This is a genomic window from Streptomyces mutabilis (genome assembly GCF_014649815.1).
Lineage (GTDB): Bacteria > Actinomycetota > Actinomycetes > Streptomycetales > Streptomycetaceae > Streptomyces > Streptomyces mutabilis.
The window spans coordinates 138,740-162,384 of sequence record NZ_BMTT01000005.1 but is presented as its reverse complement, the minus strand read 5'-3'; the positions used below and the strand labels follow the sequence as shown (position 1 = coordinate 162,384).

At 71.8% G+C, this 23,645-nt stretch carries 23 protein-coding genes and 2 pseudogenes; 12 read left to right on the top strand and 13 right to left on the bottom strand.

The window, feature by feature from the left end; translation table 11 throughout:
* Nucleotides 1-46 precede the first annotated feature (46 nt).
* A complete protein-coding gene (locus IE142_RS13685; protein WP_191886008.1) occupies nt 47-880 on the top strand; it encodes a class II glutamine amidotransferase in 834 nt (277 codons plus the stop codon).
* Here IE142_RS13685 and IE142_RS13680 read toward each other — a convergent pair.
* Nucleotides 861-1,505: a type III effector protein gene (locus IE142_RS13680; protein WP_191886007.1), complete on the bottom strand. Its 645-nt coding sequence runs from the start codon at nt 1,503-1,505 to the stop codon at nt 861-863. The two genes, IE142_RS13685 and IE142_RS13680, sit on opposite strands and share 20 nt — an antisense overlap.
* A 127-nt stretch (nt 1,506-1,632) precedes the next feature.
* On the opposite strand from IE142_RS13680, the gene IE142_RS13675 reads away from it, so the two are divergent.
* From IE142_RS13675 to IE142_RS13660, 4 genes are all read left to right on the top strand, one after another.
* Nucleotides 1,633-2,070, top strand: a complete 438-nt coding sequence (locus tag IE142_RS13675; protein ID WP_043376487.1) for an Hsp20/alpha crystallin family protein — start codon at nt 1,633-1,635, stop codon at nt 2,068-2,070.
* A gap of 99 nt (nt 2,071-2,169) precedes the next feature.
* Nucleotides 2,170-2,583 carry a DUF2267 domain-containing protein gene (locus IE142_RS13670; protein ID WP_043376485.1) on the top strand — a complete coding sequence of 138 codons (414 nt, stop codon included), beginning with the start codon at nt 2,170-2,172 and terminating at the stop codon, nt 2,581-2,583.
* Between the two features lie 84 nt (nt 2,584-2,667).
* Nucleotides 2,668-3,108 carry a DUF2267 domain-containing protein gene (locus IE142_RS13665; protein WP_191886006.1) on the top strand — a complete coding sequence of 147 codons (441 nt, stop codon included), beginning with the start codon at nt 2,668-2,670 and terminating at the stop codon, nt 3,106-3,108.
* A 373-nt stretch (nt 3,109-3,481) separates the two neighbouring features.
* Nucleotides 3,482-4,420, top strand: a complete 939-nt coding sequence (locus tag IE142_RS13660; protein ID WP_191886005.1) for a TauD/TfdA dioxygenase family protein — start codon at nt 3,482-3,484, stop codon at nt 4,418-4,420.
* 59 nt (nt 4,421-4,479) lie between these two features.
* On the opposite strand, the gene IE142_RS13655 is transcribed toward IE142_RS13660, so the two are convergent.
* The 4 genes from IE142_RS13655 to IE142_RS13640 form a co-directional block, all read right to left on the bottom strand.
* Complete coding sequence (locus IE142_RS13655; protein ID WP_191886004.1) at nt 4,480-6,303, bottom strand: glycoside hydrolase family 2 protein; 1,824 nt, start codon at nt 6,301-6,303, stop codon at nt 4,480-4,482.
* A 66-nt stretch (nt 6,304-6,369) separates the two neighbouring features.
* Nucleotides 6,370-7,269, bottom strand: coding sequence for a carbohydrate ABC transporter permease (locus IE142_RS13650; RefSeq protein WP_191886003.1), 900 nt, complete (start codon nt 7,267-7,269; stop codon nt 6,370-6,372).
* A 2-nt stretch (nt 7,270-7,271) separates the two neighbouring features.
* On the bottom strand, nt 7,272-8,213 hold the full coding sequence (locus IE142_RS13645; RefSeq protein WP_191886002.1) for a carbohydrate ABC transporter permease: 942 nt from the start codon (nt 8,211-8,213) through the stop codon (nt 7,272-7,274).
* A gap of 21 nt (nt 8,214-8,234) precedes the next feature.
* A complete protein-coding gene (locus IE142_RS13640; protein WP_191886001.1) occupies nt 8,235-9,605 on the bottom strand; it encodes an extracellular solute-binding protein in 1,371 nt (456 codons plus the stop codon).
* Nucleotides 9,606-9,750: 145 nt separating this feature from the next.
* Between IE142_RS13640 and IE142_RS13635 the strand changes: the two genes are divergently transcribed.
* Nucleotides 9,751-10,806 (top strand): LacI family DNA-binding transcriptional regulator, encoded by a 1,056-nt coding sequence (locus IE142_RS13635; RefSeq protein WP_191886000.1) that lies wholly within the window; start codon nt 9,751-9,753, stop codon nt 10,804-10,806.
* 19 nt (nt 10,807-10,825) lie between these two features.
* Here the strand turns inward: IE142_RS13635 and IE142_RS36560 are convergent.
* Nucleotides 10,826-11,529: pseudogene (locus IE142_RS36560) on the bottom strand (family 43 glycosylhydrolase); the annotation flags it as partial.
* A 157-nt stretch (nt 11,530-11,686) separates the two neighbouring features.
* On the opposite strand from IE142_RS36560, the gene IE142_RS13630 reads away from it, so the two are divergent.
* The 3 genes from IE142_RS13630 to IE142_RS13620 all read left to right on the top strand — a co-directional run bounded on the left by IE142_RS13630 (nt 11,687) and on the right by IE142_RS13620 (nt 14,830).
* Nucleotides 11,687-13,174, top strand: coding sequence for an NCS1 family nucleobase:cation symporter-1 (locus tag IE142_RS13630; RefSeq protein WP_191885999.1), 1,488 nt, complete (start codon nt 11,687-11,689; stop codon nt 13,172-13,174).
* Nucleotides 13,175-13,222: 48 nt separating this feature from the next.
* Nucleotides 13,223-13,948, top strand: coding sequence for an aspartate/glutamate racemase family protein (locus tag IE142_RS13625; RefSeq protein WP_191885998.1), 726 nt, complete (start codon nt 13,223-13,225; stop codon nt 13,946-13,948).
* Nucleotides 13,949-14,077: 129 nt separating this feature from the next.
* Nucleotides 14,078-14,830 carry a GntR family transcriptional regulator gene (locus tag IE142_RS13620; protein WP_229830441.1) on the top strand — a complete coding sequence of 251 codons (753 nt, stop codon included), beginning with the start codon at nt 14,078-14,080 and terminating at the stop codon, nt 14,828-14,830.
* Here the strand turns inward: IE142_RS13620 and IE142_RS13615 are convergent.
* Both IE142_RS13615 and IE142_RS13610 read right to left on the bottom strand, forming a co-directional pair.
* A pseudogene (locus IE142_RS13615) lies at nt 14,831-15,225 on the bottom strand (helix-turn-helix domain-containing protein); the annotation flags it as partial.
* A 399-nt stretch (nt 15,226-15,624) separates the two neighbouring features.
* Nucleotides 15,625-16,554 carry a GNAT family N-acetyltransferase gene (locus IE142_RS13610; protein ID WP_191885997.1) on the bottom strand — a complete coding sequence of 310 codons (930 nt, stop codon included), beginning with the start codon at nt 16,552-16,554 and terminating at the stop codon, nt 15,625-15,627.
* Nucleotides 16,555-16,709: 155 nt separating this feature from the next.
* Here IE142_RS13610 and IE142_RS13605 point away from each other — a divergent pair, with 155 nt between their 5' ends.
* Nucleotides 16,710-17,141 carry a hypothetical protein gene (locus IE142_RS13605; protein WP_191885996.1) on the top strand — a complete coding sequence of 144 codons (432 nt, stop codon included), beginning with the start codon at nt 16,710-16,712 and terminating at the stop codon, nt 17,139-17,141.
* A 189-nt stretch (nt 17,142-17,330) separates the two neighbouring features.
* On the opposite strand, the gene IE142_RS13600 is transcribed toward IE142_RS13605, so the two are convergent.
* Nucleotides 17,331-17,735: a GtrA family protein gene (locus IE142_RS13600; protein ID WP_191885995.1), complete on the bottom strand. Its 405-nt coding sequence runs from the start codon at nt 17,733-17,735 to the stop codon at nt 17,331-17,333.
* 210 nt (nt 17,736-17,945) lie between these two features.
* Here IE142_RS13600 and IE142_RS13595 point away from each other — a divergent pair, with 210 nt between their 5' ends.
* Nucleotides 17,946-18,530, top strand: coding sequence for a tellurite resistance TerB family protein (locus tag IE142_RS13595; protein ID WP_191886179.1), 585 nt, complete (start codon nt 17,946-17,948; stop codon nt 18,528-18,530).
* A gap of 78 nt (nt 18,531-18,608) precedes the next feature.
* The gene (locus IE142_RS13590) at nt 18,609-19,511 is read left to right on the top strand and encodes an aminoglycoside phosphotransferase family protein (protein ID WP_191885994.1); all 903 of its coding nucleotides are present in this window, start codon (nt 18,609-18,611) and stop codon (nt 19,509-19,511) included.
* A gap of 21 nt (nt 19,512-19,532) precedes the next feature.
* Here the strand turns inward: IE142_RS13590 and IE142_RS13585 are convergent, their stop codons facing one another.
* From IE142_RS13585 to paaC, 4 genes are all read right to left on the bottom strand, one after another.
* Nucleotides 19,533-21,005, bottom strand: a complete 1,473-nt coding sequence (locus IE142_RS13585; RefSeq protein WP_191885993.1) for an alpha/beta hydrolase family protein — start codon at nt 21,003-21,005, stop codon at nt 19,533-19,535.
* 190 nt (nt 21,006-21,195) lie between these two features.
* Nucleotides 21,196-22,317: a 1,2-phenylacetyl-CoA epoxidase subunit PaaE gene (gene paaE / locus IE142_RS13580; RefSeq protein ID WP_191885992.1), complete on the bottom strand. Its 1,122-nt coding sequence runs from the start codon at nt 22,315-22,317 to the stop codon at nt 21,196-21,198.
* Nucleotides 22,317-22,823: a 1,2-phenylacetyl-CoA epoxidase subunit PaaD gene (paaD, locus tag IE142_RS13575; protein ID WP_191885991.1), complete on the bottom strand. Its 507-nt coding sequence runs from the start codon at nt 22,821-22,823 to the stop codon at nt 22,317-22,319. The genes paaE and paaD overlap by 1 nt, the downstream gene beginning before the upstream one ends.
* Complete coding sequence (gene paaC, locus IE142_RS13570) at nt 22,817-23,644, bottom strand: 1,2-phenylacetyl-CoA epoxidase subunit PaaC (RefSeq protein ID WP_191885990.1); 828 nt, start codon at nt 23,642-23,644, stop codon at nt 22,817-22,819. Before paaC ends, paaD begins: the two co-directional genes overlap by 7 nt.
* Between the last annotated feature and the right edge of the window lies 1 nt (nt 23,645).

Below are 23,645 nucleotides of genomic sequence, written 5' to 3'. Positions count from 1 at the left end.
TGCGGCGCCCCGCGCGCGGGCGCCGGGACCAGGGAGGCGGCAGACGATGTGCCGATGGCTCGCCTACTCGGGTACGCCCGTGCTGCTCGAAACCCTCCTCTACCAGCCCGAGCACTCGCTGATCGACCAGAGTCTGCACGCCCGCATGGGCGTCGAGACGACGAACGGGGACGGGTTCGGCGTCGGCTGGTTCGGGCCGGAGATGACCACGCCCGCGATCGTGCGGGAGGTCGGGCCGGCGTGGAGCAACCGCAATCTGCGGGAGATCGCGAGCCATGTCCGCTCGCCCCTGTTCTTCGCGCACATCCGGGCCTCGACGGGCAGCGCAGTGCAGCAGACCAACTGCCATCCGTTCCGCCACGGCCGCTGGATGTGGATGCACAACGGCGCGATCGCCGAGTTCCACCGGCTGCGCCGGGACCTCGCCCTGGCCGTCGATCCGCAGCTCTTCCTGGACATCGAGGGCTCCACGGACTCGGAAATGATGTTCTATCTGGCGCTCACGCTGGGCTTGGAGGAGGATCCTCCGGCGGCCGTGGCCCGGATGGCGGGGCTGGTGGAGGAGATCGGTCACGAGCACGGAGTGGAGTTTCCGCTGCAGATGACCGTGGCCGTGACCGACGGGCTGCGCTTGTGGGCCTTCCGCTACTCCAGCCAGGCCGAGACGCGGTCCCTGTACTACAGCAGTCGCGTGGAGAGCCTGCGCGCACTGCACCCCGGGATGCCGTTCCTGAAGGAGGCGTCGGACCACGCCCGGCTGATCGTCTCCGAGCCCCTGGGTGACCTGCCCGGCGTCTGGAACGAGGTGCCCGAAGGCAGTTACGGCGTCGTCCAGCCCGAGGGGGACGTCATGCGGCCCTTCACTCCGCTGGCGGTCTGACACGGCGGAGCCGGTCCGTGTGGTGGGTGACGTCGTCGATGCGGGCGGCGAGCTCCGACTGGTCGTCCGCGAGGTGGTCGCGGGCACCGGTGAGCGGGCCGATGAGACCGGCCGCGTCGTCCTGGCCCAGCGCCTGCACGAGGGGCGCGCGGGCTTCGGCCGGGAGGCCGTCGACCGCGGTGATCTGGCCGGCGAGCTGGCGGAGGTCGGCGGCGTTGCCGCGGGCCCACGTGGTGACGGCGCGGTCGCCGGCCCGCCGGTCACGGGTGGCCTGGACACGTTGTTCGCCGGTGGTGCCGGGCGCTCCCGGGCGCAGGCGCAGATAGCGGCGCTCGGCGGCCTGCCTGCTGGCGACGCCGAGGGGGTGGGCCAGGTCGGCCCAGCTGGCGCCCGCCGCACGGGCGGTCTCGATCAAGTCCGTCTCCCAGCCGGCGAGCTGGTCGCGCACCTCGCGCAGCACCAGCAGCGCGGCGAGTGCCTGGTCGGGGCTGACGTCGGAGCCGGTCCGCGGTGAGGACTGCGGAGCCTGTGCGTCCCGCACGGCCTGCTCGATCGCCGCCAGCGCCGCCTCGGCGGCGAGGAAGGACGCGGGCCGGGAAGCGGGCTCCCGCTGGTCTGCGGTCATGAGTCACCTCCACTCGGTCACGTCACCCGGAGGGCGACACCTTACTTGTCATCGTTTCGATGACATGCTACAAGAAGTACAGGAAGCAGCGCATGAGCGGTTCTGCTCGAAGTGGAGGTGTTTCCCGATGCTGATGCGCACCGATCCTTTCCGTGAGTTCGACCGGCTCACCCAGCAGCTGTTCGGCAACGCGTCCGGCACCTGGTCGCGTCCCACGGCGATGCCCATGGACGCCTACCGCGAGGGTGACGCGTACGTCATCGCACTCGACCTTCCCGGAGTCGATCCGGACGCGATCGACATCGACGTAGAGCGGAACATGCTGACGGTCCGGGCCGAACGCCGCCCCGTCAGCAAGGGCGAAGACGTGCAGATGGAGCTGTCGGAGCGCCCGCTGGGCGTCTTCTCCCGCCAGGTGATGCTGGCGGACACCCTCGACACCGAGCACATCAGTGCCGACTACGAGGCGGGGGTGCTCACCCTGCGCATCCCGATCGCCGAGCGGGCCAAGCCGCGCAAGATCACCGTCTCGGGCGGCGCGGACCGCAAGGAGATCTCCGGCTGACACGCGGCCGCGCACCCCGGCGGCGGAGGGCGGACGGCCTCCCCCGCGGCCCCCGCTCTCCGCCCGCCGCCACGCACCGCCGGCGAAAGGAGGACCCCGATGGCCATGCACTGGGACGTGTTCCTCGACCGGGTGCAGGAACGCGGCGAGTACCCGAGCCGCGCGGAAGCGGACCGCGCCGCACGCACCGTCCTCGCCCTCCTGGGCGCCCACCTGGTCGGCGAGGTGCGCGCCGAGCTCGCCGCCCGGCTCCCGGAGACCTTCGCCCTGATCCTCCTCAATCCGCTCCAGGCCGCCGAGCCCCTCTCCGCGGAGAGGTTCGTGCGGGCCACCGCGGCGTGGATCGAGGGGGCCACCGAGCGGACCGCGGCTTGGGACGTCGGCGCCGTGCTCAGCGTGGCCGCCGACGCCGCGGGCGAGGAACTGACCCGCCAGGTCCTGCTCCAGCTCCCGCCCGGATACGACCTGCTCTTCGGCCGGCCCCAGGACACCGACCCCGGACACAGCCCCTGACCCCGGTGACCGACACCGTGCCCGAAACAGTCACCGTCCCGACCTGTCTGACCAACTCACCACAGAGAAAGGCCTCATTCACCGATGCAGTCCAAGACGGCCCCGGAGACGATCACCACCCTCCCGGCCGTGTCGTACGTTCAGATGCTGGAGCAGGTCCGCTACAACGGCGCCTACCCCACACGTGAGCGGGCCGAGCAGGTCGTCTCCGCCGTCCTGGCGGCCCTCGGCCGCCGCATCACCGGCGAGGAACGCGTCGAACTCGCCGCCCGCCTCCCCCGCGAGGCGGCCCGGGTCTTCGCCGCCGAGATCCCGGGGACGGACGAACTGACCGGATGGGCCTTCGTCAGGGACCTCGCGTCCCGTACCGGCGGCACCCTGGCCACCACCCGCTGGGACGTCGGCTCCGTCCTCGGCGTCGTCGCTCGCATCGCCGGCCCCGCCCTGCTGGACCGCGTCCTCGCGCAACTCCCCTCCGGTTACGCCATCCTCTTCGGGCGGGCGGAGCTGACCCAGGCGGCCTGACCTCGCGCACCCGGCCCACGGTGCCCCCTCCCCCACCGGCCGGGTGCGCACAAGGCGGCAGGCCGAGCGGGCGCACGTGCCCATTGACAGCAACCGATGAAGATCACACAATCGGTGCCATGACCACATACCGGTTCGGCACCACGGCGGAGTGTCTTCGCGTGCCCGAGCGGACCGGATGTGAGCGCTCCGGTCGATAACGGCCGTCTCCGGGCCGACGGCTCGGCGCGCATCATGCGCAGCGCGTAGAGCGCATCGGTTCCCATTCTCCGGCGAACGAGCCGGAGCGCCTTCATTTTTCCTGGCCACCGCGCCGCGTCGTGGTGCCGCCGCGGCCTGACACCCGTACCGCCACACAAGGGGAGAAGCTCCCATGACCGTCATGTCTGCCGGACCTGCCGTCGAGTTGCGCGAAGCGCGTATCCCGGGCGACGGCCTGTACGAGGGGCGGCGCGTCCTGCGCCGGTTGCCCGAGGGGTGGGAGGAACGGCCCTACGAACTCTTCGAGGTCGTTCCGCAGGCCCGCACGATCGGTGCCGAGATCAGGGGGGTCGATCTGTCGCTTCCCCTCGGACCCGCGCTGCGCGAGGAGCTGAACCGCGCCCTGCTGGAGTGGAAGGTGCTGTTCTTCCGGTCCCAGCACCTCACCTCCGAGCAGCAGCGCGCCTTCGCCGGCCACTGGGGCGAGCTGGAGACCAATCCGCTGCTCGCGGCGGGTTCCAGCGACGACATCGTGCGGTTCGACAAGAGGTCTGGGACCACTCCGACCTACGAGAACGTCTGGCACACCGACGTCACCTTCCGCGAACGGCCGGCGCTCGGCGCGGTCCTGCAGCTGCGCGAGGTACCGCCGTTCGGCGGCGACACGATGTGGGCGGACATGGCGGCGGCCTACGACAACCTCCCCCAGGAGGTGAAGGACCGGATCGACGGAGCGCGTGCCGTGCACGACTTCATCCCCGGCTTCGCAAGGTTCTACGAGCCCGAGCGGCTGATCCCGCACCAGGAGCTCTTCCCGCCCGTGGAGCACCCGGTCGTGCGCACCCATCCGGAGACCGGGCGGCGCATGCTGTTCGTCAACACGTCCTTCACCACGCACATCACCGGCATGGACCGGGACGAGAGTGACCGACTGCTGCGCTTCCTGTTCCAGCAGGCGCATGTGCCCGAGTACCAGGTACGTTTCCGCTGGCAGCCCGGCGACGTCACCTTCTGGGACAACCGCGCCACGCAGCACTACGCGGTGGGCGACTACGGCACCGACCGCCGGGTCGCCGAGCGGGTCGCCATCGAAGGCGACCGCCCCTTCTGACCCCGGCCCCCGCCCGCGTGGTCCGGAGGCGGCCGTCCGCCTCCGGACCGGGCGGCACGCTACGCGGGGTCCTGCTCCTCGATCGCGGCCGGTCGCAGTTGTGCGGCCCGGATGCGCTCGACGTCGAGCTTGACTCCGCGGTCGAAGCGGTAGATGCCGTTCTGTTCCTGGAAGACATCGGTCAGTTGCGTGTAGCAGTAGCCGAACATGTCGCGGTCCGACAGGAGCACTTCGGTGAGGCCGGCGAACCGCTCGTGGAACTCCTGCTCGTTGCGGACGCGTTCGCCGTAACCCCAGGAGACGGTGCGGTCCTCGCCGGACCGGTCGGCGGCCGCCTCGGGGTCCCACCAGATGCCGCCGAACTCGCTGACGAAGTAGGGCTGGCCGCGGTAGGGCTGGGAGTAGGGGTCGCCGCTCTCGTAGGCGTTGACGAAGGGGGCGTCCTCGGCGAGGCCGGACATCAGCTGCCGGAAGGCGGCCGGGTCCTGCTCGTAGTTGTGGGCGTCGTAGATGTCGGTCTCGGGAACCCGGTGGGCGTAGCCGGAGGCGTCGACGACCGGCCGGGTGGTGTCCATGGCTTTGGTGGCGAGGAACATCGCTCGGGTCACGTCATCGAGCGTCGTGATGCGGTCGTGGAGCTTCTGGTAGGTCTCGTTGAGCGGGCACCAGCCGATGATCGAGGGGTGTGAGTAGTCGCGTTCGAGGGCCTCCAGCCACTGGGCGACGTAGGAGGCGTCGGGCCGCTGGTTGTCGCCCGAGGAGCCACCCGTCTCGCAGCCCCAGTCGCCGAACTCACCCCAGACCAGGTAGCCGAGGCGGTCGGCGTGGTAGAGGAAGCGCTCCTCGAAGACCTTCTGATGCAGCCGGGCCCCGTTGAAGCCGGCCGCCATGGCGAGTTCGATGTCCCGCACCAGCGCCTCGTCCGTCGGGGCGGTCATCAGCCCGTCCGGGTACCAGCCCTGGTCGAGGACTAGGCGCTGGAAGACCGGGCGCCCGTTGAGGAGGACGGCCTTGCCGCGCAGGCCGACGGCGCGCAGACCGGCGTAGCTCTCGGCGCTGTCCACCACCTGCCCGGCGGCGTCGACCAGTTCGAGGCGCAGATCGTACAGGTGCGGGTCCTCGGGGCTCCACTCGCGGCGCCGGTCGTCCGGCACCGGCAGGTGCAGGCGCGGGGCGAGGTCCAGGTCGGCGCGTGCCTCGGCGCGGCTCACCTCGCCGCCGGCGTCGCTCAGTACGGCACGTACCCGGTGCCAGGGGCGGTTGCCGGACAGGGGCAGCTCCAGGTGGAAGGCGGAGCCGGCCAGGTCGGGGGTGATGCGGGGGCGCCGCAGGTGCAGGTCGGGGACGGGCTCCAGCCAGACGGTCTGCCAGATGCCGGTGACCCGGGTGTAGTTGCAGTCGTGGTTGGCGTATTGGACGGCCTGCTTGCCGCGGGCCTGCGGGCCGGACTTGGGATCGCGGGCACGGACGGTGATGACGACCTCCTCCCCCGCCCCGGCGATGTCGCCGAGGTCGGCGGTGAAGGGGGTGAAGCCGCCGCGGTGCCGGGCGACTTCCTTGCCGTCGGCCCACACGGTGGTGTCGTGGTCGACGGCGCCGAAGTGCAGCAGCACCCGGCGCCCGGCCCACGCGGCCGGCAGGGAGAGGGCGCGCCGGTACCAGACGGCCTCCATGAAGTCGGTGTCCCCGACGCCGGACAGCTCGGACTCGGGAGGGAAGGGCACGAGGATCTCACCGGTCAGTTCGCGCTCCAGCAGGCCGCGTTCGAGCCCGCTGTCGCCTCGGTCGGTCTCGAACTGCCAGGCGCCGTTCAGGTTGAGCCAGTCGCGGCGCACGAACTGCGGTCGCGGGTACTCCGGGCGCGGTGCGGAGTGAGTGGGCACACATGCTCCAGTCGATCGGTGGGCCGGCGCGGCGACGCCGGGCCCGTGGGTACAGCCGGGTGGGGGTCAGGAGCCGCCGAGGCCGGTGGTGGCCACGGAGTTGACGATGCGGCGCTGGAAGAGGAGGAAGACCACGATCAGCGGCAGCGCCGCGAGCAGGGCGGAGGCCATGGACTGCGCGTACTGGATGCCGTAGGCGTCCTTGACGGTGGCCAGGCCCACCGGGAGGGTCATCAGGTCGGGGTCATTCGTGACGATGAAGGGCCACATGAAGTTGTTCCACGCCCCGATGAAGACGAAGATCGCCACGGCCGCCACGATCGGCCGCGACAGCGGCAGCACGATCGACCGGAAGACCCGGAATTCCGAGGCTCCGTCGATCCGGGCCGCCTCCTCCAGCTCCTTGGGGATGCCGTCGAAGAACCGCTTGAGGATGAACACCATCATCGGCGCGACGACCTGGGGGAGGATGACCGCCGCGTAGGTGTCGACCATGTTGAACAGGGTCATCTGGTCGAACAGCGGCACGACGAGCAGTTGCGGCGGGACCATGATGGCGGCGACGGTGACGCCGAGCAGCGCCCGGCGGCCGCGGAAGGTGCCGCGGGAGAAGCCGTACGCGGCCAGGGTGGAGACCGCGACGGTGATCACGGTGACCAGGCCGGCGATCAGGAAGCTGTTGAAGGCCCAGACGGTGACGTTCCCGCGTTCCAGTATCTGCTGGTAGGCGTCCAGGGTGAAGGCGCCCTTGAACGGGGACAGCCCGGTGGTGTTGATGTCCTCCTCGCTCTGCACCGAGGTGACGACCGCCCAGAGGAACGGCAGCAGCCAGACGACGGCGAGGACGACGAGCGCGGTTCCGGCCAGGACGCGGGGCAGCCGGCCGTGGCCGAGGAGCAGCGGGGAGCCGGTCGTTTCGCGGGGTGGACGGCGCCGGGTGCGGAAGGTGGTGGCGGTTGCGGACACGGTCAGTCCTCCCGGCGGAAGAGGCGGAGCTGCACGAGCGAGACGACGACGATCAGGGCGAAGAAGAGGTACGAGATTGCGGAGGCGTAACCGAGGCGGTAGCCGGTGAAGCCGACGTCGTAGACGTACTCGAGGACGGGACGGGTGGAGCCGTTGGGACCGCCCTTGGTGAGGATGTAGATCTGGTCGAACACCTTGAGGGAGGCCAGAATCTGCAGCATGGCCACCAGGCCGGTGGTCCTGCGCAGTTGCGGCAGGGTGATGGACCACAGGCGGCGCCAGGCACCGGCCCCGTCGAGCGCCGCCGCCTCGTCGAAAGTCGTCGGCAGGGACTGGAGCGCCGCGAGGTAGAGCAGGAAGTTGAAACCGACCGTCCACCAGACGGTGAGGGCGGCGACGGACCACATGGCGACGGAATCGTCGGACAGCCAGCCGACCGGTGCCATGCCGAGGGCGTCCAGGAGCTGGTTGCCCAGGCCCAGTTCCGGCTGGTAGAGCCAGGCCCAGATCATGGTCACGACGGTCACGGGCAGCAGGTAGGGGGCGAAGAACGACAGGCGCCACGCCCACTGCCCGGCGAGCCCGCTGTGCACCAGCAGGGCCATCGCGAGCGCTACCAGCACCAGCGGGACGCTGGAGACGACGGTGAAGAAGACGGTGTTGCCGAGGCTGCTCCAGACGTCCGGATCGCCGAACGCCTCCGCGTAGTTGCCGAAGCCGACGAAGTCCGTGTCGCGCAGGGCGAGCGAGCTGTCGGTGAAGCTCATCCAGAGTCCCTGGACGATCGGCCAGACCATGAAGAGGCCGAACACCAGCAGGAACGGCAGGACGAACACGAGCCCGTTGCCGGAGCGTACGCGACGCAGGGCGGGGCGGCGTCCACCCGCGGCAACAGCGGGCGATGCGGTCCGATCCTCCGCGCCGAGGGATGTGGTGGTGGTCACGTCGGTCACTCCTTCTGCTGGTCAGGCCACCGGGTTGGGCTGCCGCAGCAGCGTGTCCGCCTCGCGGATCATCTGCCGCACCGCCTTCTCGGCGGTCGTGTCGCCCAGCAGCGCCGACTGGAGCGGCTGGCACATGCGGTTCTGGAAGTTCGAACCTGCGCCGGCGAACCAGTTGGGCGGATCGAGGACGGCCACCTCGGCCGCGTTGGCGTACGAGGACTGCGGCTGGAGGCCTGCGTACTCCGGCTCCGCGAGGACGGGCTGGTACGCGGGGATGTGTCCGGCGGCGGCCCAGGTGAGGCTCTGCCTGAGGACCTGCGCGACGTACCGGTGGGCCTCGCGGCGCCGGGCCGGGTCGGGGTCGTCCTGGTGCGGGAGCACGAAGCTGTGGCTGTCGGTGTAGACGGCCGGCCGGTCGAAGACCTGCGGGAAGGGGGCGGCGCCCAGGTCGAGGCCGGACTTCTGCAGCGTCGGCAGCTCCCACTCGCCGAGCATCGCCATGCCGCCGCGACCGTCGGTGAAGGCGGCCAGTGCGCCGTTGTAGTCCAGATTGTTGGGATTGGTCTTCCCGTCGAAGAGCCGTGTCATGAGGGTGACGACGCGTACGGCGGAGTCGACGTCGATCGCCGGAGGACCGCCGTCCGGCAGGCCGAACTCGGCGCCGGTCTGTGCGTAGAGCCCCGCGAACAGGCGCCAGTTCTGTGCCGTGTCGGTGACGTGGCCGAACAGGATGCCCGCCTCTCCGGTCGCCTCGGCGAGGGCCTTGCCCGCCTCCAGCAGGGCCTCGGGAGAACCCATGGGGGCCAGCTCCCCCGAGGGGGCCAGGAGCCCGGCCCTCTCCGCCGCCTTCTTGTCGTAGAACACGATGAACGGGTGGACGTCCAGCGGGATCGCGTAGACGTTCCCCGCGTGCTGGGTGCGCGACCACACGGCCGGCGTGAAGTCCTCGGCCGTGACGCCGAACTCGGCGAGCAACCCCAGGTCGAAGGGGTCCACCAGGCCGCCGGGCGCATAGCCCGCCAGCCGGGACAGGTGCATGGCGGCCACGTCGGAGGCCCGGCCGCCGGCCGCGGACATGGCGAGCTTGGTGTAATACGACGGTCCCCAGTCGAGGATCGTGCGGTCCACCTCGAAGCCCTCGGCACCCAGAGCACCCTTGGACACTGCCTCGATCATCTCGTCCATGAGCATGCCGTCACCGCCCTGGAACAGATCCCAGACGCTCAGTGAGGAGGCGCCGGAGGCGGAGGCCGGTGAGGCGCAGCCGGACAGCGGGCCGGCGGCGAGCAGCGCTCCCGCCGTGGCCATGGTGTGACGCAGCAGCCGACGGCGGCTGAGGCCGCGTACGGGATCGGACGCGGCCGGCCCCTGGGCAGGCAAACGGGAACTCATCACGGACCTTTCGACGGCCGGACGCTCATGCGGTGGCTCGGTTTTACATCGATGTACATCGGCTGTAAAGAGCCTGCGCCCGAGTTGGGGGTGATCGACTGCCGGGACATAGACTCGGGCAGCGCATAGAGGCAGGGAGGTCCCCGTGGCACGGCCCAGGATCAAGGACGTCGCACGTCACGCGGGCGTGTCGGAGAAGACGGTGTCCAATGTCATCAACGACTACGCCCATGTCTCCGACCGGACCCGGCGCGTGGTGCGGGAGGCCATAGAACAGCTCGGCTACCGGGTGAACCTGGCCGGCCGTCACCTGCGCAAGGGCCGTACCGGCATCATCGCCCTGGTCGTGCCCGAACTGGACATCCCGTACTTCGCGGAGCTGGCCCGGCACGTCATCCGCGAGGCCGAGCAGTGCTCCCTGACCGTGCTGATCCACCAGTCCGGCGCGGACCGCGCCCATGAGCTGGCGGCGCTGGCCGGTTTCGGGTCCACGTTCGTGGACGGGATCATCCTGAGTCCGCTCGCGCTGACCGCCGACGACTTGCGGGACCGCGCGGGCGCCCCGCCCACCGTGCTGCTCGGGGAACTGCTGGAGGAGGGCGCCGACCACGTGGCGATCGACAACGAGCGGGCCGCGCGCGAGGCCACCGGGCACCTGATCGGGTTGGGCCGCCGCACCGTCCTCGCGGTGGGCGGGCGGGACGACGCGGGCCTCGGGACGGCGGAGGCCCGCACACGCGGCTACCGCGCCGCACTGGCGGACGCCGGCATCCCCTACGATCCGGCCGCCCTGCTTCCGGTCGGTTCGTTCAGGATGCCCGACGGCGCCGAGGCGGTGGCGCGGGCGCTCGGGGAGGGTCGGCGGCCGGACGCGCTGCTCTGCCTCAACGACCAGCTGGCGCTGGGTGCGTTGCGCGCCCTGCACGAGCACGGGGTCAGGGTGCCCGAGGACGTCGCGGTCATCGGCTTCGACGACGTGGAGGGCGGTCGGTTCTCCGTGCCGACGCTGAGTACGGTGGCCCCCGACAAGGCGGCGGTGGCCAGGGTCGCCGTGCAACTGCTCCAACGCCGCATCGAAGAGGCCACCGGACCGGCCGGCACGAGCGACGGCGCGGAATCCGGCGTGCTGTCGCCGCAGGACCGCATCGTGGCCCACCGGCTCGTCCTGCGGGAGAGCACGGAGGGCCACGAACGACGCTGACGTCCCTTCACCGGATGCGTCAGTTCACGTGGCACTCGGCGCGGTCGACGCTCACGAAGAACGTCCCGGACTGGCAGTTGCGCTCCCCGGTCACCCGGACGCGCAGGGTGTGTTCGCCGTCCGGAGCCGCGGGCTGACGTACTGCACCGCCTCGCCGACCTGGGATCGGCCGTGGAAGTCCAGTCGCTGCTCCGGGGCCGCCGTCCACACTGATGGCGGCGTAGCCGTTGCCGGTGTCCTTGACGGAGAGCGAGGCGACGCGGGTGCCGGTGAAGGTGGAGGGCGCCGTGGCGCCCGGCCGGTCGCTCCGCTGGGCGTCGCTCCAGAAGCACTGCTGGCGCAGCCCGTTGCCCGAGTTCCAGGCACCGGTGCACGTGACGCCGCCGGGACCGCCGGCGCGGCCGTCGCTATTGATCCGGTATCGCCGGACCCGGGGTCGCCGGAGGGCGGTCCTGGGTGGCGCCCATGGCGAGCGGGCGGCCGAGGTCGGGGCTACCGTCGGCCCGCCGGGTGCACTTCTGCGCCCGTGTCGTGCGATTGCTTTACGTGTTCGCCGAAGTGGTCCTCGCGTGGTGGATGATCCAGCCCTCCGTGCCGTCCGGTGACCGGAAGAAGGCGTGGTGGCCCGGGCCGAACCCGCCCCGGTCGTCGGGAGAACACCGACCCCGGGCGCTGGTGCCAGTCGCCGGGGACGAGCGGGTTCGCGATCCGCGGCATCGACAGCGGCTCCACCCCCTGTCAACAGGACCGGAAATGGTATTCCATTTACCGCAAGCCTCTTGACGGTGCCGTTCGGCGAAAACTACGTTCTGTTCACCGGAACGCCGCTTCCGCTTTGTGGAACCCTCCAACTCCCCCTTCCTGAGCCCAGGAGTCCCGTATGACTGCCCTGGAAGACCGCCGCTCGGCCACCGAGACCGACGCCACCGCCACCAGCTCCGGCCTCTACACCTACGACCTGGCCCCGACGAAACGGGAAGGACGACGCTGGGGCGCCTACAACGTCTTCACCCTCTGGGCCAACGACGTGCACAGCCTGGGCAATTACGCGTTCGCCATCGGACTGTTCGCCCTCGGGCTGAACGTGTGGGGCATCCTCGCCGCCTTCACGCTCGCCTCGGTCTTGCTCTTCCTGCTGCTGACACTGTCCGGGTTCATGGGCCACAAGACGGGCGTCCCGTTCCCCGTCATGAGCCGTATCGCGTTCGGCATCAAGGGCGCGAAGATACCGGCCGCCGTCCGGGGCGCCGTAGCCATCGCCTGGTTTGGTATCCAGACTTACCTCGCCTCCGCGGTGCTGAGCACGCTCCTGGTGGCGATGTTCCCGGGCCTGGCGCGTCTGGACACGAACTCCCTGCTCGGGCAGTCGACGCTCGGCTGGATCACCTTCCTGGTCCTGTGGGCCGTGCAGGTCGTCATCGTGAGCTACGGGATGCAGATGATCCGCCGGTACATGGCGTTCGCGGCGCCCACCACACTGCTCACCATGTGCGCCCTTGCGGTGTGGATGTTCGTCCGCGCGGACGGCTCGATCTCCCTGTCCATCGACGCCCCGCTCACCGGCGGCGCGATGTGGCTCCAGGTGCTGCAGGCCGCCGCCCTGTGGGTGGTGATCTACGGGACGTTCGTGCTGAACTTCTGCGACTTCACCCGCTCCGCGAGGAGCCGCGGCTCCATCGTCCGCGGGAACGTCATAGGCATCCCGGTCAACATGCTCTTCTTCGCCGTCATCGTGGCGGTCCTCAGCGGTGCCCAGTTCAGTCTGGACGGGCACGTCATCACCAGCCCGACGGACATCGTCCGCACCGTGCCCAACATGTTCCTGCTCGCCGTCGCCTCAATGGCCCTCATCGCGCTGACGGTGGCGGTGAACCTGCTGGCCAACTTCGTCGCCCCGATCTACGCCCTGGTCAACCTCTTCCCCCGCCGGCTCGACTTCCGCCGCGCCGGCCTGGTGAGCGCGGTGCTGGGCCTGGTCATCACGCCCTGGAACCTCTACAACAGCCCGGTCGTCGTGAACTACTTCCTCGGCGGGCTCGGCGCGCTGCTCGGCCCCCTCTTCGGCGTGATCATGGCGGACTACTGGCTGCTGCGGAAGTCCCGTGTGAACGTGCCAGCCCTCTACACCGAGGACGCGGGGGCGGAGTACCACTACCGCCGTGGCTACAACCCGAGGGCCGTCGCCGCCTTCGTCCCGAGCGCCGCGATCGCCGTCGTCGTCGCCCTGGTGCCCTGGTTCCACGCCGCGGCCGGCTTCTCCTGGTTCATCGGCGCGATCCTCGCCGCCGCGCTGTACGCGGTCGTCGCCGACCGCTCCTCCCCCATCCGCGACGTGGACGGCGAGGCCATCGCCGTGGCGGCCGAATAGTCCCGGCGCCGTCGCACCGTACCCCTCCCCGAGCAGAAGGCCCCCTCCATGCGCATCCTCGTGGTCAACGTCAACACCACGCAGTCCATCACCGACGCGATCGGCAGGCAGGCGGCCGGGGCGGCCTCGCCCGGCACCGAGATCGTCCCGTTGACCCCCGCCTTCGGCGCCGAGTCCGTCGAGGGCAACTACGAGAGCTACCTCGCCGCGGTCGCCGTCATGGAGACCGTCCGGGCCCACCCGGAGCCCTTCGACGCGGTGATCCAGGCCGGATACGGCGAACACGGCCGGGAAGGACTGCAGGAGCTGCTCGACGTCCCCGTGGTCGACATCACCGAGGCCGCGGCGAGCACCGCGCAGTTCCTGGGGCGCCGGTACTCCGTCGTCACCACCCTGGACCGTACGGTCCCGCTGATCGAGGAGCGGCTGGAGGTGGCGGGCCTCAGCGCGAGGTGCGCCTCGGTGCGTGCCAGCGGGCTGGCGGTGCTCGAACTGGAGCGGGACGAACAGGCCGCCGTGGAGGCCATCACCGAGCAGGCCGCCCGCGCGGTCACCGACGACCGGGCCGAGGTGATCTGCCTCGGCTGCGGCGGCATGGCCGGCCTCGCCGAGCGCGTGGTGGAGCGGACCGGTGTCCCCGTGGTCGACGGGGTCGCCGCCGCCGTGACGATCGCCGAGTCACTGGTCCGGCTCGGCCTGTCCACGTCCAAGGTGCGCACCTACGCCCGGCCGCGCCCAAAGCAGATCGTCAACTGGCCCCCGAAGGCGGGCTGATCCGTCCCGCCCCCGTCCCTCGCCCACGGGCCGCGCCCGACCCCGGGGTATCCTGACGGGCCGCCCGACCGACGCTCCGCACCGCGCGGTCGGCGTGGCTCGGAACGGGAAGAAGGACGAAGGACGGCTATGACTGCGTCAGAGGGCTTCAGGCCCGAGTCCGAGCGGGTCACGCGGCGGCTGCGCGACGAGATCATCGACGGGACGCGGCGCCCGGGGAGCCGCCTGGTCGAGCGCGAGCTGGCCGAGGCACTGGGGGTGAGCCGGCTGCCCGTGCGAGAAGCCCTCAAGACCCTGGTGTCCGAGGGGCTGGTGACGCCGAGGCCGCGGACCTGGGCCGTGGTGCGGGAGTTCACCACGAGCGACATCGCTGACCTCGACGAAGTGCGCTCGGGCTTGGAGACCCTGGGTTTCCGGCTCGCCGCGCAACGGCACACGCGCGACGGTCTGGAACGGCTCCGCGCGACGGTGGACGTCGAACTGGAGGCGGCCCGCGCGGGTGACGCGGTGCGGGCCCGCCGGGCGGCGGCCGACTTCCACGAGACCGTCATCTCCCTGGCCGCCAACGAACTGCTCAACGAACTCGAGCGCGTGCTGCGCAGCCGGCTGCGGTGGCTCATGGGCCAGCACGACGACCTGCTGGCCGTGGCGCTGGAGCACGAGGCCCTGTACCAGGCCATCGCCGAGCGCGACGTCGAGCGCGTCCAGACGCTGGTCCTGCACCACCTGGCGACCAGCCGCAGCGCGGCCCTCGGCCACCACGCCCAGGAGCGGGCCGCGAGCCGCGAGCAGGACGAGGACAGGGACGCGTCCCGTCGTTCGGGGCATACCGCAGACGCGGGTTTCGGCGTTGGTCAGCCACGTCCCTTCCCTGCCACCTGATCATCCGAACGGCAGCCTCTGGCGCAGCCCTCGACGGCTCACTGTGAAGGGCGACGGCGGTGCGCCGAACGCCCGGGTACAGGCGGCGGTGAACGCGGCGGGAGAGGCGTAACCGAGCCGGCCCGAAACCTCGCTCACCGACACCGTGCGCAGCAGCGGGACGGCCGCGAGCAGCCGTGCGGGGCCCGCCACACGGCGGGGCTGTCGCCGGCCTGCGCGCGGAAGCGGCGGGTGAAGGCCCGTTCGCTCATCGCCGTCCGCGCGGCCCAGTCGGCGTTGGTGACACCGGTGTGCGGAGCGGCCAGGTAGGCGCGGCGGAACTCCGCCAGGTCCGCGGAGACCGGGATGCGGACGTCGAACGGGAGCGGGGCCCGGGCCGCGATCTCGTGCAGGACGCCCTCACCGTCGTCGACCTGCTGCTGTGCCCCGGCTTCCTGCGCCCGTCCGCTCCTTCCGGGCCGGCCCACGACGCACCGCGTCCCCTGCCGGCCGCCGTCGGCGCACCCGTCGGCGCGGTGGCCGCCTTCCTCGGTGTGGGCGGCAGCGTCATGACGGTCCCCGCGATACGCAGGGCCGGGCACCCGATGCGCGCGGCCACCGCACCCGCCGATCCCCTGACCCTCGCCATCGCGCTCCCGGCGGCGCTGATCTTCCTGGGCGGCGCCGAGGGCCCCGCGGCGGCGCACGGGAACGCGCGCCTGGTGGGTGTCGTCGACTCGCGGCGGCCACTGCACTGCTCCTCGGGGCCGTCACAGTGGCGATGGTGCTCTGAGCACCACTGCCGGTGCCGGACCTCAGGCGAGCACGGCCTCCCAGGTGTCGACCGCGTAGTGGACCGACATGCCGTTGCGGCCGTAGAGCCGCGGGGCGCCCGTGGCGTTGGCGGTGTCGACGCCGAGGCCCACCGTGTCCCGGCCCCGCGCCGCGAAGTGGGCGAAGGCGTGCCGCAGCAGGAGTCCGCCCAGGCCGCGGCCGCGGGCCTCGCCGAGGACGCCGATGGCGCGGATCCAGCCCATGGCCTCGCGGTCGTCACGGGCCAGCAGGAACCCGGCGTCGCCGAGGTCGTCGGTCTCGGCGATCCACACGAGGGACCAGTCCAGGCGCTCCGCGTCGATGTCGCTGAGCCAGAGCGCGTATCCGCGCGGCTGGTAGTCGAAGTGGTCGGCGAACGCCCGCTGGTACAGCTCGTGCACCCGCAAGCGGTCCGCCTCCGTGGCGCAGGCCCGCACCCGCACGCCCGCCGGGGCCTCGGGCGGGAGGTCGCTCGCCGGATCGACGGGGCGGCGCAGCACGTGGTACCGCCGGACGACGCTCCAGCCCCGGGCCGTGAGGAGACCGGTGTCGGTCGTGGGCCGGGTGTTCAGGTGCAGGTGGACCACGGCCCGCGCGGCTCCGTTGGCCCGTGCCTTGTCCATGGCGCGGGCCTCCATGGCCGCGAGGACCCGCAGCCCGGTCGTTTGATGGTCGGGCAGCACGTAGTGGTCGATGTCGACGCGCTCGCCGCCCGACTCGTCCCACAGCAGCCCGTAGGCGACGAGCCGGCCGTCGTCGAAGGCCAGCCACGAGTCCCGGGCCAGGTCGGTCTCCGGGTGTTCGAGGTCGGCCTCGACGGTGTGCTGGTCGGTCTCGGGCCGGCCGATCTCGATCCGGTCGATCTCGTTGAGGAGGTCGGTGATGGCGGGGGCGTCGGCGAGGGTGGCCGGCCGCACGGCAGCAGGGGACATGAGTGCAGGGTTGGGGTTGACGGTCGGTCACCGCAACGGGTTTACCGCTCCCGAGCCGAGAGGGCGCGGTAGGTCGCGCCAGGGGCACGTGGAGCGGCGAACAGGGGGCATACGGAGGTCCCGAGCTCCTTGACCGCCGACCGACGGGAGTTCCCGTGACACCGAGCATGCGCACCGCCCGTGCGTGTCGTGCCGCCGCCGTGTTGCTTCTCGCCGCCGCCGGACACGCGGCCGGCCATCACCCTTGGCTCGCCCTGCCGGGTCTGTACGCCGCCGCCGTGTTCGCGTGGTGCGCCGCGCGCGCCCGGACGGAGCACCGGCTGTGGCGGGCACGGGCGCAGCGTGCCGAGCGGTTGTCCCGTCCCCGCCCGCGGCAGCCGCTCGTGCCCGTACCGTGCTGCGCGTTCTGGCAGCACTCCGACGGCGCCGTGCACGCCCCGGAGTGCACCCGCCCGGCGGCCGCCCGCGTCGTGATCGGCGAGGGCTGCTGCGAACCGTGGTGGACCTCGCTGGGCACCCGGCACGACGCGGGCTGCCGCCGCCACAGCGGAAGCTCGGAACGACACCGGAACCGCACCAGCCCGTGAGGCGCCTGCCGGACGTCGCTGCGGGACGGTTCCATCTCCTCCGGCTGGGCGGACGCGTCCCATGGCGCGGGCGACCTTCCGGTCTCTGATGGTTACTCGGAAACCGTAAGGGAGTGGATGGCCTATGACATGGAAGAACGCACTTCGGTGACCGAGGAACCATTCCGTCACCAAGCGGGGCGAAAGGGGTCAGCCGCGGCGGACACGGGGGCGACGGAAGACCGCCAGCCGCAGGACGACGAAGCGCACCACCGTGACCGCGACCGATGTCGCGGCGAGGACCGCCGTCTCGGCGGCCGGAGATGCGGTGGGCTCCGCGTGCCTGAACCACAGCACCGCGCAGGACGTCGCCGAGTAGCCGAGCAGGAAGAGTCCGCCGGCCCCGAGATGGGCGCGGACCGGGTCGGCGGCGACGTGCCGGAACGTCAGGCGACGGTTCGCTTCGGTGTTCAGCACCGTGAGGACCAGCAGGGAGACCAGGTTGGCGGCGGCCGGGGGCCACCAGAGGCGCAACACCCAGTAGAGCAGGGCCTGTCCTACGGTGGACACGACACCGATGGCGCCGAACCAGCCGACCTCCCTCAGCCGACCCACACCGCACGCCCCCAGTCGGCCGAACCGGCCGTCGAACTCCTGATCCCGCAGCCTACTACGCCGTCACCGTGAGACACTTTGCCCTGCCTTTGCCTTTCGGGAACCACATGGCTCCCGGGCGCGTTCAAGCTGGTGACCGCGAGAAGTTCGCGGGCACGGTGCAAGAGTTCCAAGCCGGAAGACACAGCAACAGAAGCCGAGGTGGCACGAGTGGCGATGTGGGACAAGATCAAGGACCAGGCCAAGACCTTCCAGCAGTCCCAGGGCACTCGAGGAGCAAGCGGTCACGGACCCGGGCAGCAGGGGTACGGGCAGCAGGGTCACGGTGGCGGGTCGGCTTCGCCCACGGGCGGCTCCAAGGCCCAGCTGATCGGGTTGTTCAAGTCCCAGCTGGCGTCGGTCAAGACCGAGCTCAAGAGCGGTGCCTACCGGGACGCCAGCATGGCCATGTGCGCGCTGGTCGCCGCGGCCGACGGCCAGGTGGAGCCGGCGGAGCGGCAGCGTGTGGAGGAGCTGATCGTCTCCAACGAGGTGCTGCAGAACTTCCCGGCGGACCAGCTCCGCCAGCGCTTCAACCAGCATGTGGACAAGCTCGTCGCCAACTTCGAGCTGGGCAGGAGCGAGACCCTGCAGGTGATCGCCAAGGCCGCGAAGAAGCCCGCGGAGGCCCGGGCGGTCATCCAGACCGGCATGGTCATCGCCGGGGCCGACGGGGTCTTCGAGCCGTCCGAGCAGTACGCGATCCGCGAGGCCTGCACGGCCCTCGGCGTGCCGCCCTCGGAGTTCGGCGTCTGATCCGCCGGCCTCGGGTGCGCTCGCCGGCGGCCGGGAAATCGTTTGACGGCGTCGGCGTCGAGGGGTCGGATGACGTCCATGAGTTCTGGGCAGACACATCCGGGCCGGTACCCCCTCGATGCCCGTCTCGTACGCCGGTTGGTCGCCGGGCAGTTCCCTCGATGGAGGGGGCTGCCGGTCGAGCGCTTCCCGTCCGGCGGCACGGTCAACGCGATGTACCGGCTGGGTGACGACATGGTCGTACGGCTGCCGCTGGTCGAAGGCGGGGCCGGGGACGTGAGGGCGGAGCGGGAGTGGCTGCCCCGCCTCGCACCCCTGCTCCCCACCGCCGTTCCCGAGGTGCTCGGCGCCGGTGAGCCGACCGAGGGCTATCCGTGGCCGTGGTCGGTGTACCGGTGGCTGCCCGGTGAGATCCCGGAGGCCGGGGCGCTGGCCGAACCGGAGATACTGGCCCGGGACCTGGCCGGCTTCGTCGCGGCGATGCGCGACGTCGCCCTGCCGGACGCGCCGGGCGCCTATCGCGGCGGCCCGCTCGCCACACTCGACGGGCAGACGCGGGCCGCCCTCGACGAGCTGAGCGCCCTTCCCGAGGAGGGCGTCGACTGCTCCGCCCTGGCCGCCGTGTGGGAGGACGCACTGCGGGCGCCGGACTGGGACGGGCCGTCTGTCTGGCTGCACGCCGACCTTATGCCGGGGAACCTGCTGGTGGGCGGGGGCAGACTGACCGCGGTGATCGACTTCGGGTGCATGGGGGTGGGCGACCCGGCCTGCGATCTCTTCCCGGCGTGGAATCTGCTGCCGGCCACCGCCCGGAAGGCCTTCCGCGAGGCACTGGGCGTGGACGACGCGACCTGGAGGCGCGGCCGGGGGCGGACACTCTCCCAGGCGCTGATCGCGCTGCCGTACCACCGGAGGACCAACCCCGCGATGGCCGGCAACGCCCGCCATGTCATCCGGGCGGTGCTGGCGGAGGCCGACTGAGCAACCGCCCGGGCCGATCCGCTACGGCGCGATGCCGACACCGTCGATCCGGCTCCACGCCCGCTCCTGGGCGGCGGTCATGGCGGGCCAGTTAAGGCCACCGGGCCGGGGCAGCACCCGGGAGGCGTACGACGCCGGGTGGTACCCGGGTTCGTAGTGGCAGCCGCTGCCGTACTTCGCGTCGAAGGTGGCGCAGGAGGCCGCGACCGAGCGCGGGGTCGGCTTGCGGCCTGAGCGCACCCAGTCGTCCAGCGCCGCGATGGAGTTGGCGTACTCGGAGTCGCTCAGCGAGCTGTGCTCGTGCTCGTCGGTGAACGTCTGCACCAGGTTCCCGCTCCGCCCGGCGCCCCGGAGGGTGGCACGGTAGGCCGCCTCGTGCTCCACGAAGGCCGTGGGGTCGTCGATCGCGTGCAGGGTGAGGACGGGCAGGGACACCTTGCCGGTGAGGTCGCTGTCGTAGGAGAGGTCGCGGCGGGCCGCGGGGTCGGCCGAGAAGCGTTCGACGCCCGCGTTGAGAGCCTTGTCGTCGTGCGAACCCGAGTACCGCACACCCCGGTTGGAGAACGGGTTGCGGCCGCCGAGCCGGTCGGTGACGACGTCCCGGAACGTGAAGGTCGCGAAGCGCAGGTGGGATTCCAGCGTGCGCTCCGGTACGCCGGTCACCGCGAGGATGTCGTCGAGATTGCGCTGCTGCAGGGCGGTGCGGTCCGCCGGGTCGGATGCGTAGCCGGTGCACTCCTGGAGCCGGGCGCGCAATCCGGCGGTGGTCATGGTGGAGCCCGCGCGCAGCCCCTGCCACAGCGGGTACCGCGGCTCGTTCGGACGCGGGTGGTTGTGGCAGTAGTACTGGTAGACGACCCGCAGGTCCACCCGGTAGTCGTAGCCGCGCGAACCACCGCCGAGAACGCCGTTGGTCAGCAGCAGCCCGTCCCAGGCGCCGGGTCGCCTGCCGTACGTCTCGGCGACCTTGGCGGCGACGTTGCCGCCCCAGGACTGTCCGTGCAGGTACGTCCGCTCCGGCCGGCCGAAGTGCTCGGTGAACAGCCGGCGCACGTTCTCGGTGTCGGCGGCCGCCATCCTGGCCCCGTAGCCGCCGCGACGATAGGCGGAGCCGGCCCACGCGTAGCCCTCCTCGACCATGACCGCCCAGCGTTCCAGGTCGTCGGTGCTGCGGGCCGGGTCGGAGGCGTCGCCGAGGCCGGGGCCGCCGTGGGCGTGCACGACGAGGGATCCGTTCCAGCGGGTCGGCACGGCCATCGCGTAGTGGGCGCCGTTGGCGTCCCGGCCGGTGTAGCACCGCGCCTTGCCGGCCAGTTCCGCCGGGCAGTCGGCGGCGGCCGCAGGCGTGGCCGGCCGGGCGGCCGGCGCGGGGGCGGCGGACACGTTGCCGAGCGTGCCGAGGAACACGGCGGTGAGTACGGCGGCCAGCACCGCCGGACGGCGCCGGCGGTGCGAGGCCCAGGGGACACGGGTGGGCGCGTGCGGTGTGGTCACGGGCGGCTCCTGTACGTGCTGTGCGCGAAGTTGCGCTGCGAGCCGGGATGTTAGGAACCCCCGGGAGCCGGAACCACCCCTTCGATCATTGCGTTCATAGTGTTCCCCCGGCCGCCGGACCCGCCGGTGAGTGTTCTCCGCGTGAGGACCGCGAGGTCGTCGGCAGCGGCGCGATGCCGGGCCGGGTCAGTCAGCTGTCGTAATCCACGGTCAGCCGTTCGGAGACCGGGTACGACTGGCAGGTCAGTACGTATCCGGCGTCGACCTCGGCCTCCTCCAGGGCGAAGTTGCGGCGCATGTCCGCCCGGCCGTGGGTGACCAGGGCGCGGCAGGTGCCGCAGACGCCGCCCTTGCAGGCGAAGGGCAGGTCGGGGCGGGTCTGCTGGGCGCCGTCGAGGATGGTCCGCTCCCGGGACAGGGAGGAGGTCGTGGAGCGGCCGTCCAGGGTGACGACGACCTCGCTGACGGGTCCCTGCGGGCCGGTGTCCTCGTGCCGGACCTCCCGCACGGGCTCGTCCTCGGCGAAGAACAGCTCCCGGTGCACGCGGTTCGCCGGGACACCGAGGCCGGCCAGGACCCGCTGTGCGTCGGCGACCATGCCCTGCGGGCCGCAGAGCCACCAGTGGTCCGCCGTCTCCGCGTCCACGAGGGCACCGACGAGCGCCGAGAGCCGCTCGGCGTCCAGGCGGCCGGAGAGCACCTCGGCCTCCCTGGGCTCGCGGGAGAGCACGTGGGCCAGCTGGAAACGCGTGGGGTACAGGTCCTTCAGGTCGGCCAGTTCGTCGGCGAACATCACCGTGTCGGTACGGCGGTTGCCGTAGAAGAGGGTGACGGTCGAGCGGTCGTCGGCGGCCAGCACCGACTCGGCGATGGACATCATGGGCGTGACGCCCGAGCCGGCCGCGATCAGCACGTGGTGGCCGGGGGTGGTCAGGTCGGGCGTGAAGATGCCCGTGGGCGCCATCACCTCGACGGTGTCGCCCGGCCGCACTTCGTCCACCAGCCATGACGAGAAGAGGCCGCCCGGCACGACCCGGACCCCGATGCGGGGGACGGAGCCGGCCGGGGAGCAGATCGAGTACGAGCGGCGCTCGTCGCGGCCGTCGACCTCGCGCCGGACGGTGAGCGACTGGCCGGGCGCGAAGGCGAACTCCTCGGCCAGTTCGGCCGGGACCTCGAAGCTCACGGCCGCCGCGTCCGCGCACAGCCGCTCGACGGCGGCGACGCGCAGGCGGTGGAAGGCGGGGCGGCGGCGAGCGCGCGCCGGCACCGCCGGTGCGGCGGACGCCGAGGCGGGGGCGGTCGGGGCCATCAGATCTCCTTGACGTACTCGAACGGCTCGCGGCAGTCACGGCAGCGCCACAGCGCCTTGCAGGACGTGGCGGCGAAGCGGGAGGTCTCCTCGGTGTCCCGCGAGCCGCAGCGAGGACAGGGCACCGCCGGCCGGGCGGGCGACAGGACGAGGGGGACTGGACCGCGGGGGGCCGCGCCGGGCGGGGCGATGCCGTGCTCGGCGAGCTTGCGGCGGCCGGACTCGGTGATCCAGTCGGTGGTCCACGGTGGGTCGAGGACGGTACGGATCTCCACGCTCGCGTACCCCGCCTCGTGCAGCCGGGCGGCGACGTCCGCCCGCATCTCGGCCATCGCCGGGCAGCCGGAGTACGTGGGGGTGAGTCGTGCGACGACGGTGCCGTCCCCGGTCAACTCGACGTCCCGCAGCACTCCGAGGTCGGCGAGGGTCAGCATGGGCAGCTCGGGGTCGGGCACCTGCTCGGCGATGTGCCGGGCGCGGCGGGCGTCGAGGCGTGCGGTCACCATGTCGCCTCCGGGTGGGCGCGGGCGACACCCTGCAGCTCGGTGAGGAGCGGCGCCAGGTGTTCGGTGTGCTCACCGGCGCGGCCGGAGTCGGGCAGCGGACGGTACACCGGCAGGGGCAGCCCCGCCGCCTCGGTGACCTGGCGCAGCACGTCGGCGAGCTCGTCGCGCGCGTCGTGGGCCGTGTGCAGCTCGCCGAGGTACGGGGCGACCCGCTCCAGCGCCGCGCGCATCCGGCGGTGCGACTCGTCCGTACCGTCGCCCAGGCGCACGGCCCACTCGGCGGCGTACTGGCGGTGGTACGTCAGTTCCTTGACGCCCTTGGCGGCGACCGCCGCCAGGACCGGGTCGGGGTGGGTGACCAGCCGCCGGAAGTGGGCGAGGCGCCAGCTGGAGAGCACCAGCAGCCGCACGATCGCGAAGGCGAAGTCACCGCCGGGCAGTTCGGCCAGGGTCACGTTGCGGAAGTCACCGGCGTCCCGGAAGTAGGCGTAGGCGTCCTCGTCCCGGCCGGTGCCGTCGACCTGGCCGGCGCGGGAGTAGAGCAGGCGGGCCTGGCCGAGGAGGTCGAGGCCGATGTTGGCCAGCGCCACCTCCTCCTCCAGCTCCGGTGCCCGGGTGACCCACTCGGCGAGCCGCTGCGCCGACACCAGTGCGTCGTCGGCGAGCGCCACGCACTCGGCGGCCAGCTCACCCGCGTCGACACCATCGGGCACGGTGGTGTCGACACCGTGCAGCGGGTCCTCGAAGCCGGTGCCGTAGGCCCAGCGGGTGTCGTCCTCGTGTCCCTCTGCCAGGGTCAGGTAGACGTGGTCGTCACTCATG

Excerpts from the sequence above, each read along its gene's own strand:
- IE142_RS13685 (WP_191886008.1), top strand. The coding sequence starts at position 47 with ATGTGCCGATGGCTCGCCTACTCGGGTACGCCCGTGCTGCTCGAAACC.
- IE142_RS13680 (WP_191886007.1), bottom strand. The coding sequence starts at position 1,505 with ATGACCGCAGACCAGCGGGAGCCCGCTTCCCGGCCCGCGTCCTTCCTC.
- IE142_RS13675 (WP_043376487.1), top strand. The coding sequence starts at position 1,633 with ATGCTGATGCGCACCGATCCTTTCCGTGAGTTCGACCGGCTCACCCAG.
- IE142_RS13670 (WP_043376485.1), top strand. The coding sequence starts at position 2,170 with ATGGCCATGCACTGGGACGTGTTCCTCGACCGGGTGCAGGAACGCGGC.
- IE142_RS13665 (WP_191886006.1), top strand. The coding sequence starts at position 2,668 with ATGCAGTCCAAGACGGCCCCGGAGACGATCACCACCCTCCCGGCCGTG.
- IE142_RS13660 (WP_191886005.1), top strand. The coding sequence starts at position 3,482 with ATGACCGTCATGTCTGCCGGACCTGCCGTCGAGTTGCGCGAAGCGCGT.
- IE142_RS13640 (WP_191886001.1), bottom strand. The coding sequence starts at position 9,605 with ATGAGTTCCCGTTTGCCTGCCCAGGGGCCGGCCGCGTCCGATCCCGTA.
- IE142_RS13630 (WP_191885999.1), top strand. The coding sequence starts at position 11,687 with ATGACTGCCCTGGAAGACCGCCGCTCGGCCACCGAGACCGACGCCACC.
- IE142_RS13625 (WP_191885998.1), top strand. The coding sequence starts at position 13,223 with ATGCGCATCCTCGTGGTCAACGTCAACACCACGCAGTCCATCACCGAC.
- IE142_RS13620 (WP_229830441.1), top strand. The coding sequence starts at position 14,078 with ATGACTGCGTCAGAGGGCTTCAGGCCCGAGTCCGAGCGGGTCACGCGG.
- IE142_RS13610 (WP_191885997.1), bottom strand. The coding sequence starts at position 16,554 with ATGTCCCCTGCTGCCGTGCGGCCGGCCACCCTCGCCGACGCCCCCGCC.
- IE142_RS13590 (WP_191885994.1), top strand. The coding sequence starts at position 18,609 with ATGAGTTCTGGGCAGACACATCCGGGCCGGTACCCCCTCGATGCCCGT.
- paaE (WP_191885992.1), bottom strand. The coding sequence starts at position 22,317 with ATGGCCCCGACCGCCCCCGCCTCGGCGTCCGCCGCACCGGCGGTGCCG.
- paaD (WP_191885991.1), bottom strand. The coding sequence starts at position 22,823 with ATGGTGACCGCACGCCTCGACGCCCGCCGCGCCCGGCACATCGCCGAG.
- paaC (WP_191885990.1), bottom strand. The coding sequence starts at position 23,644 with ATGAGTGACGACCACGTCTACCTGACCCTGGCAGAGGGACACGAGGAC.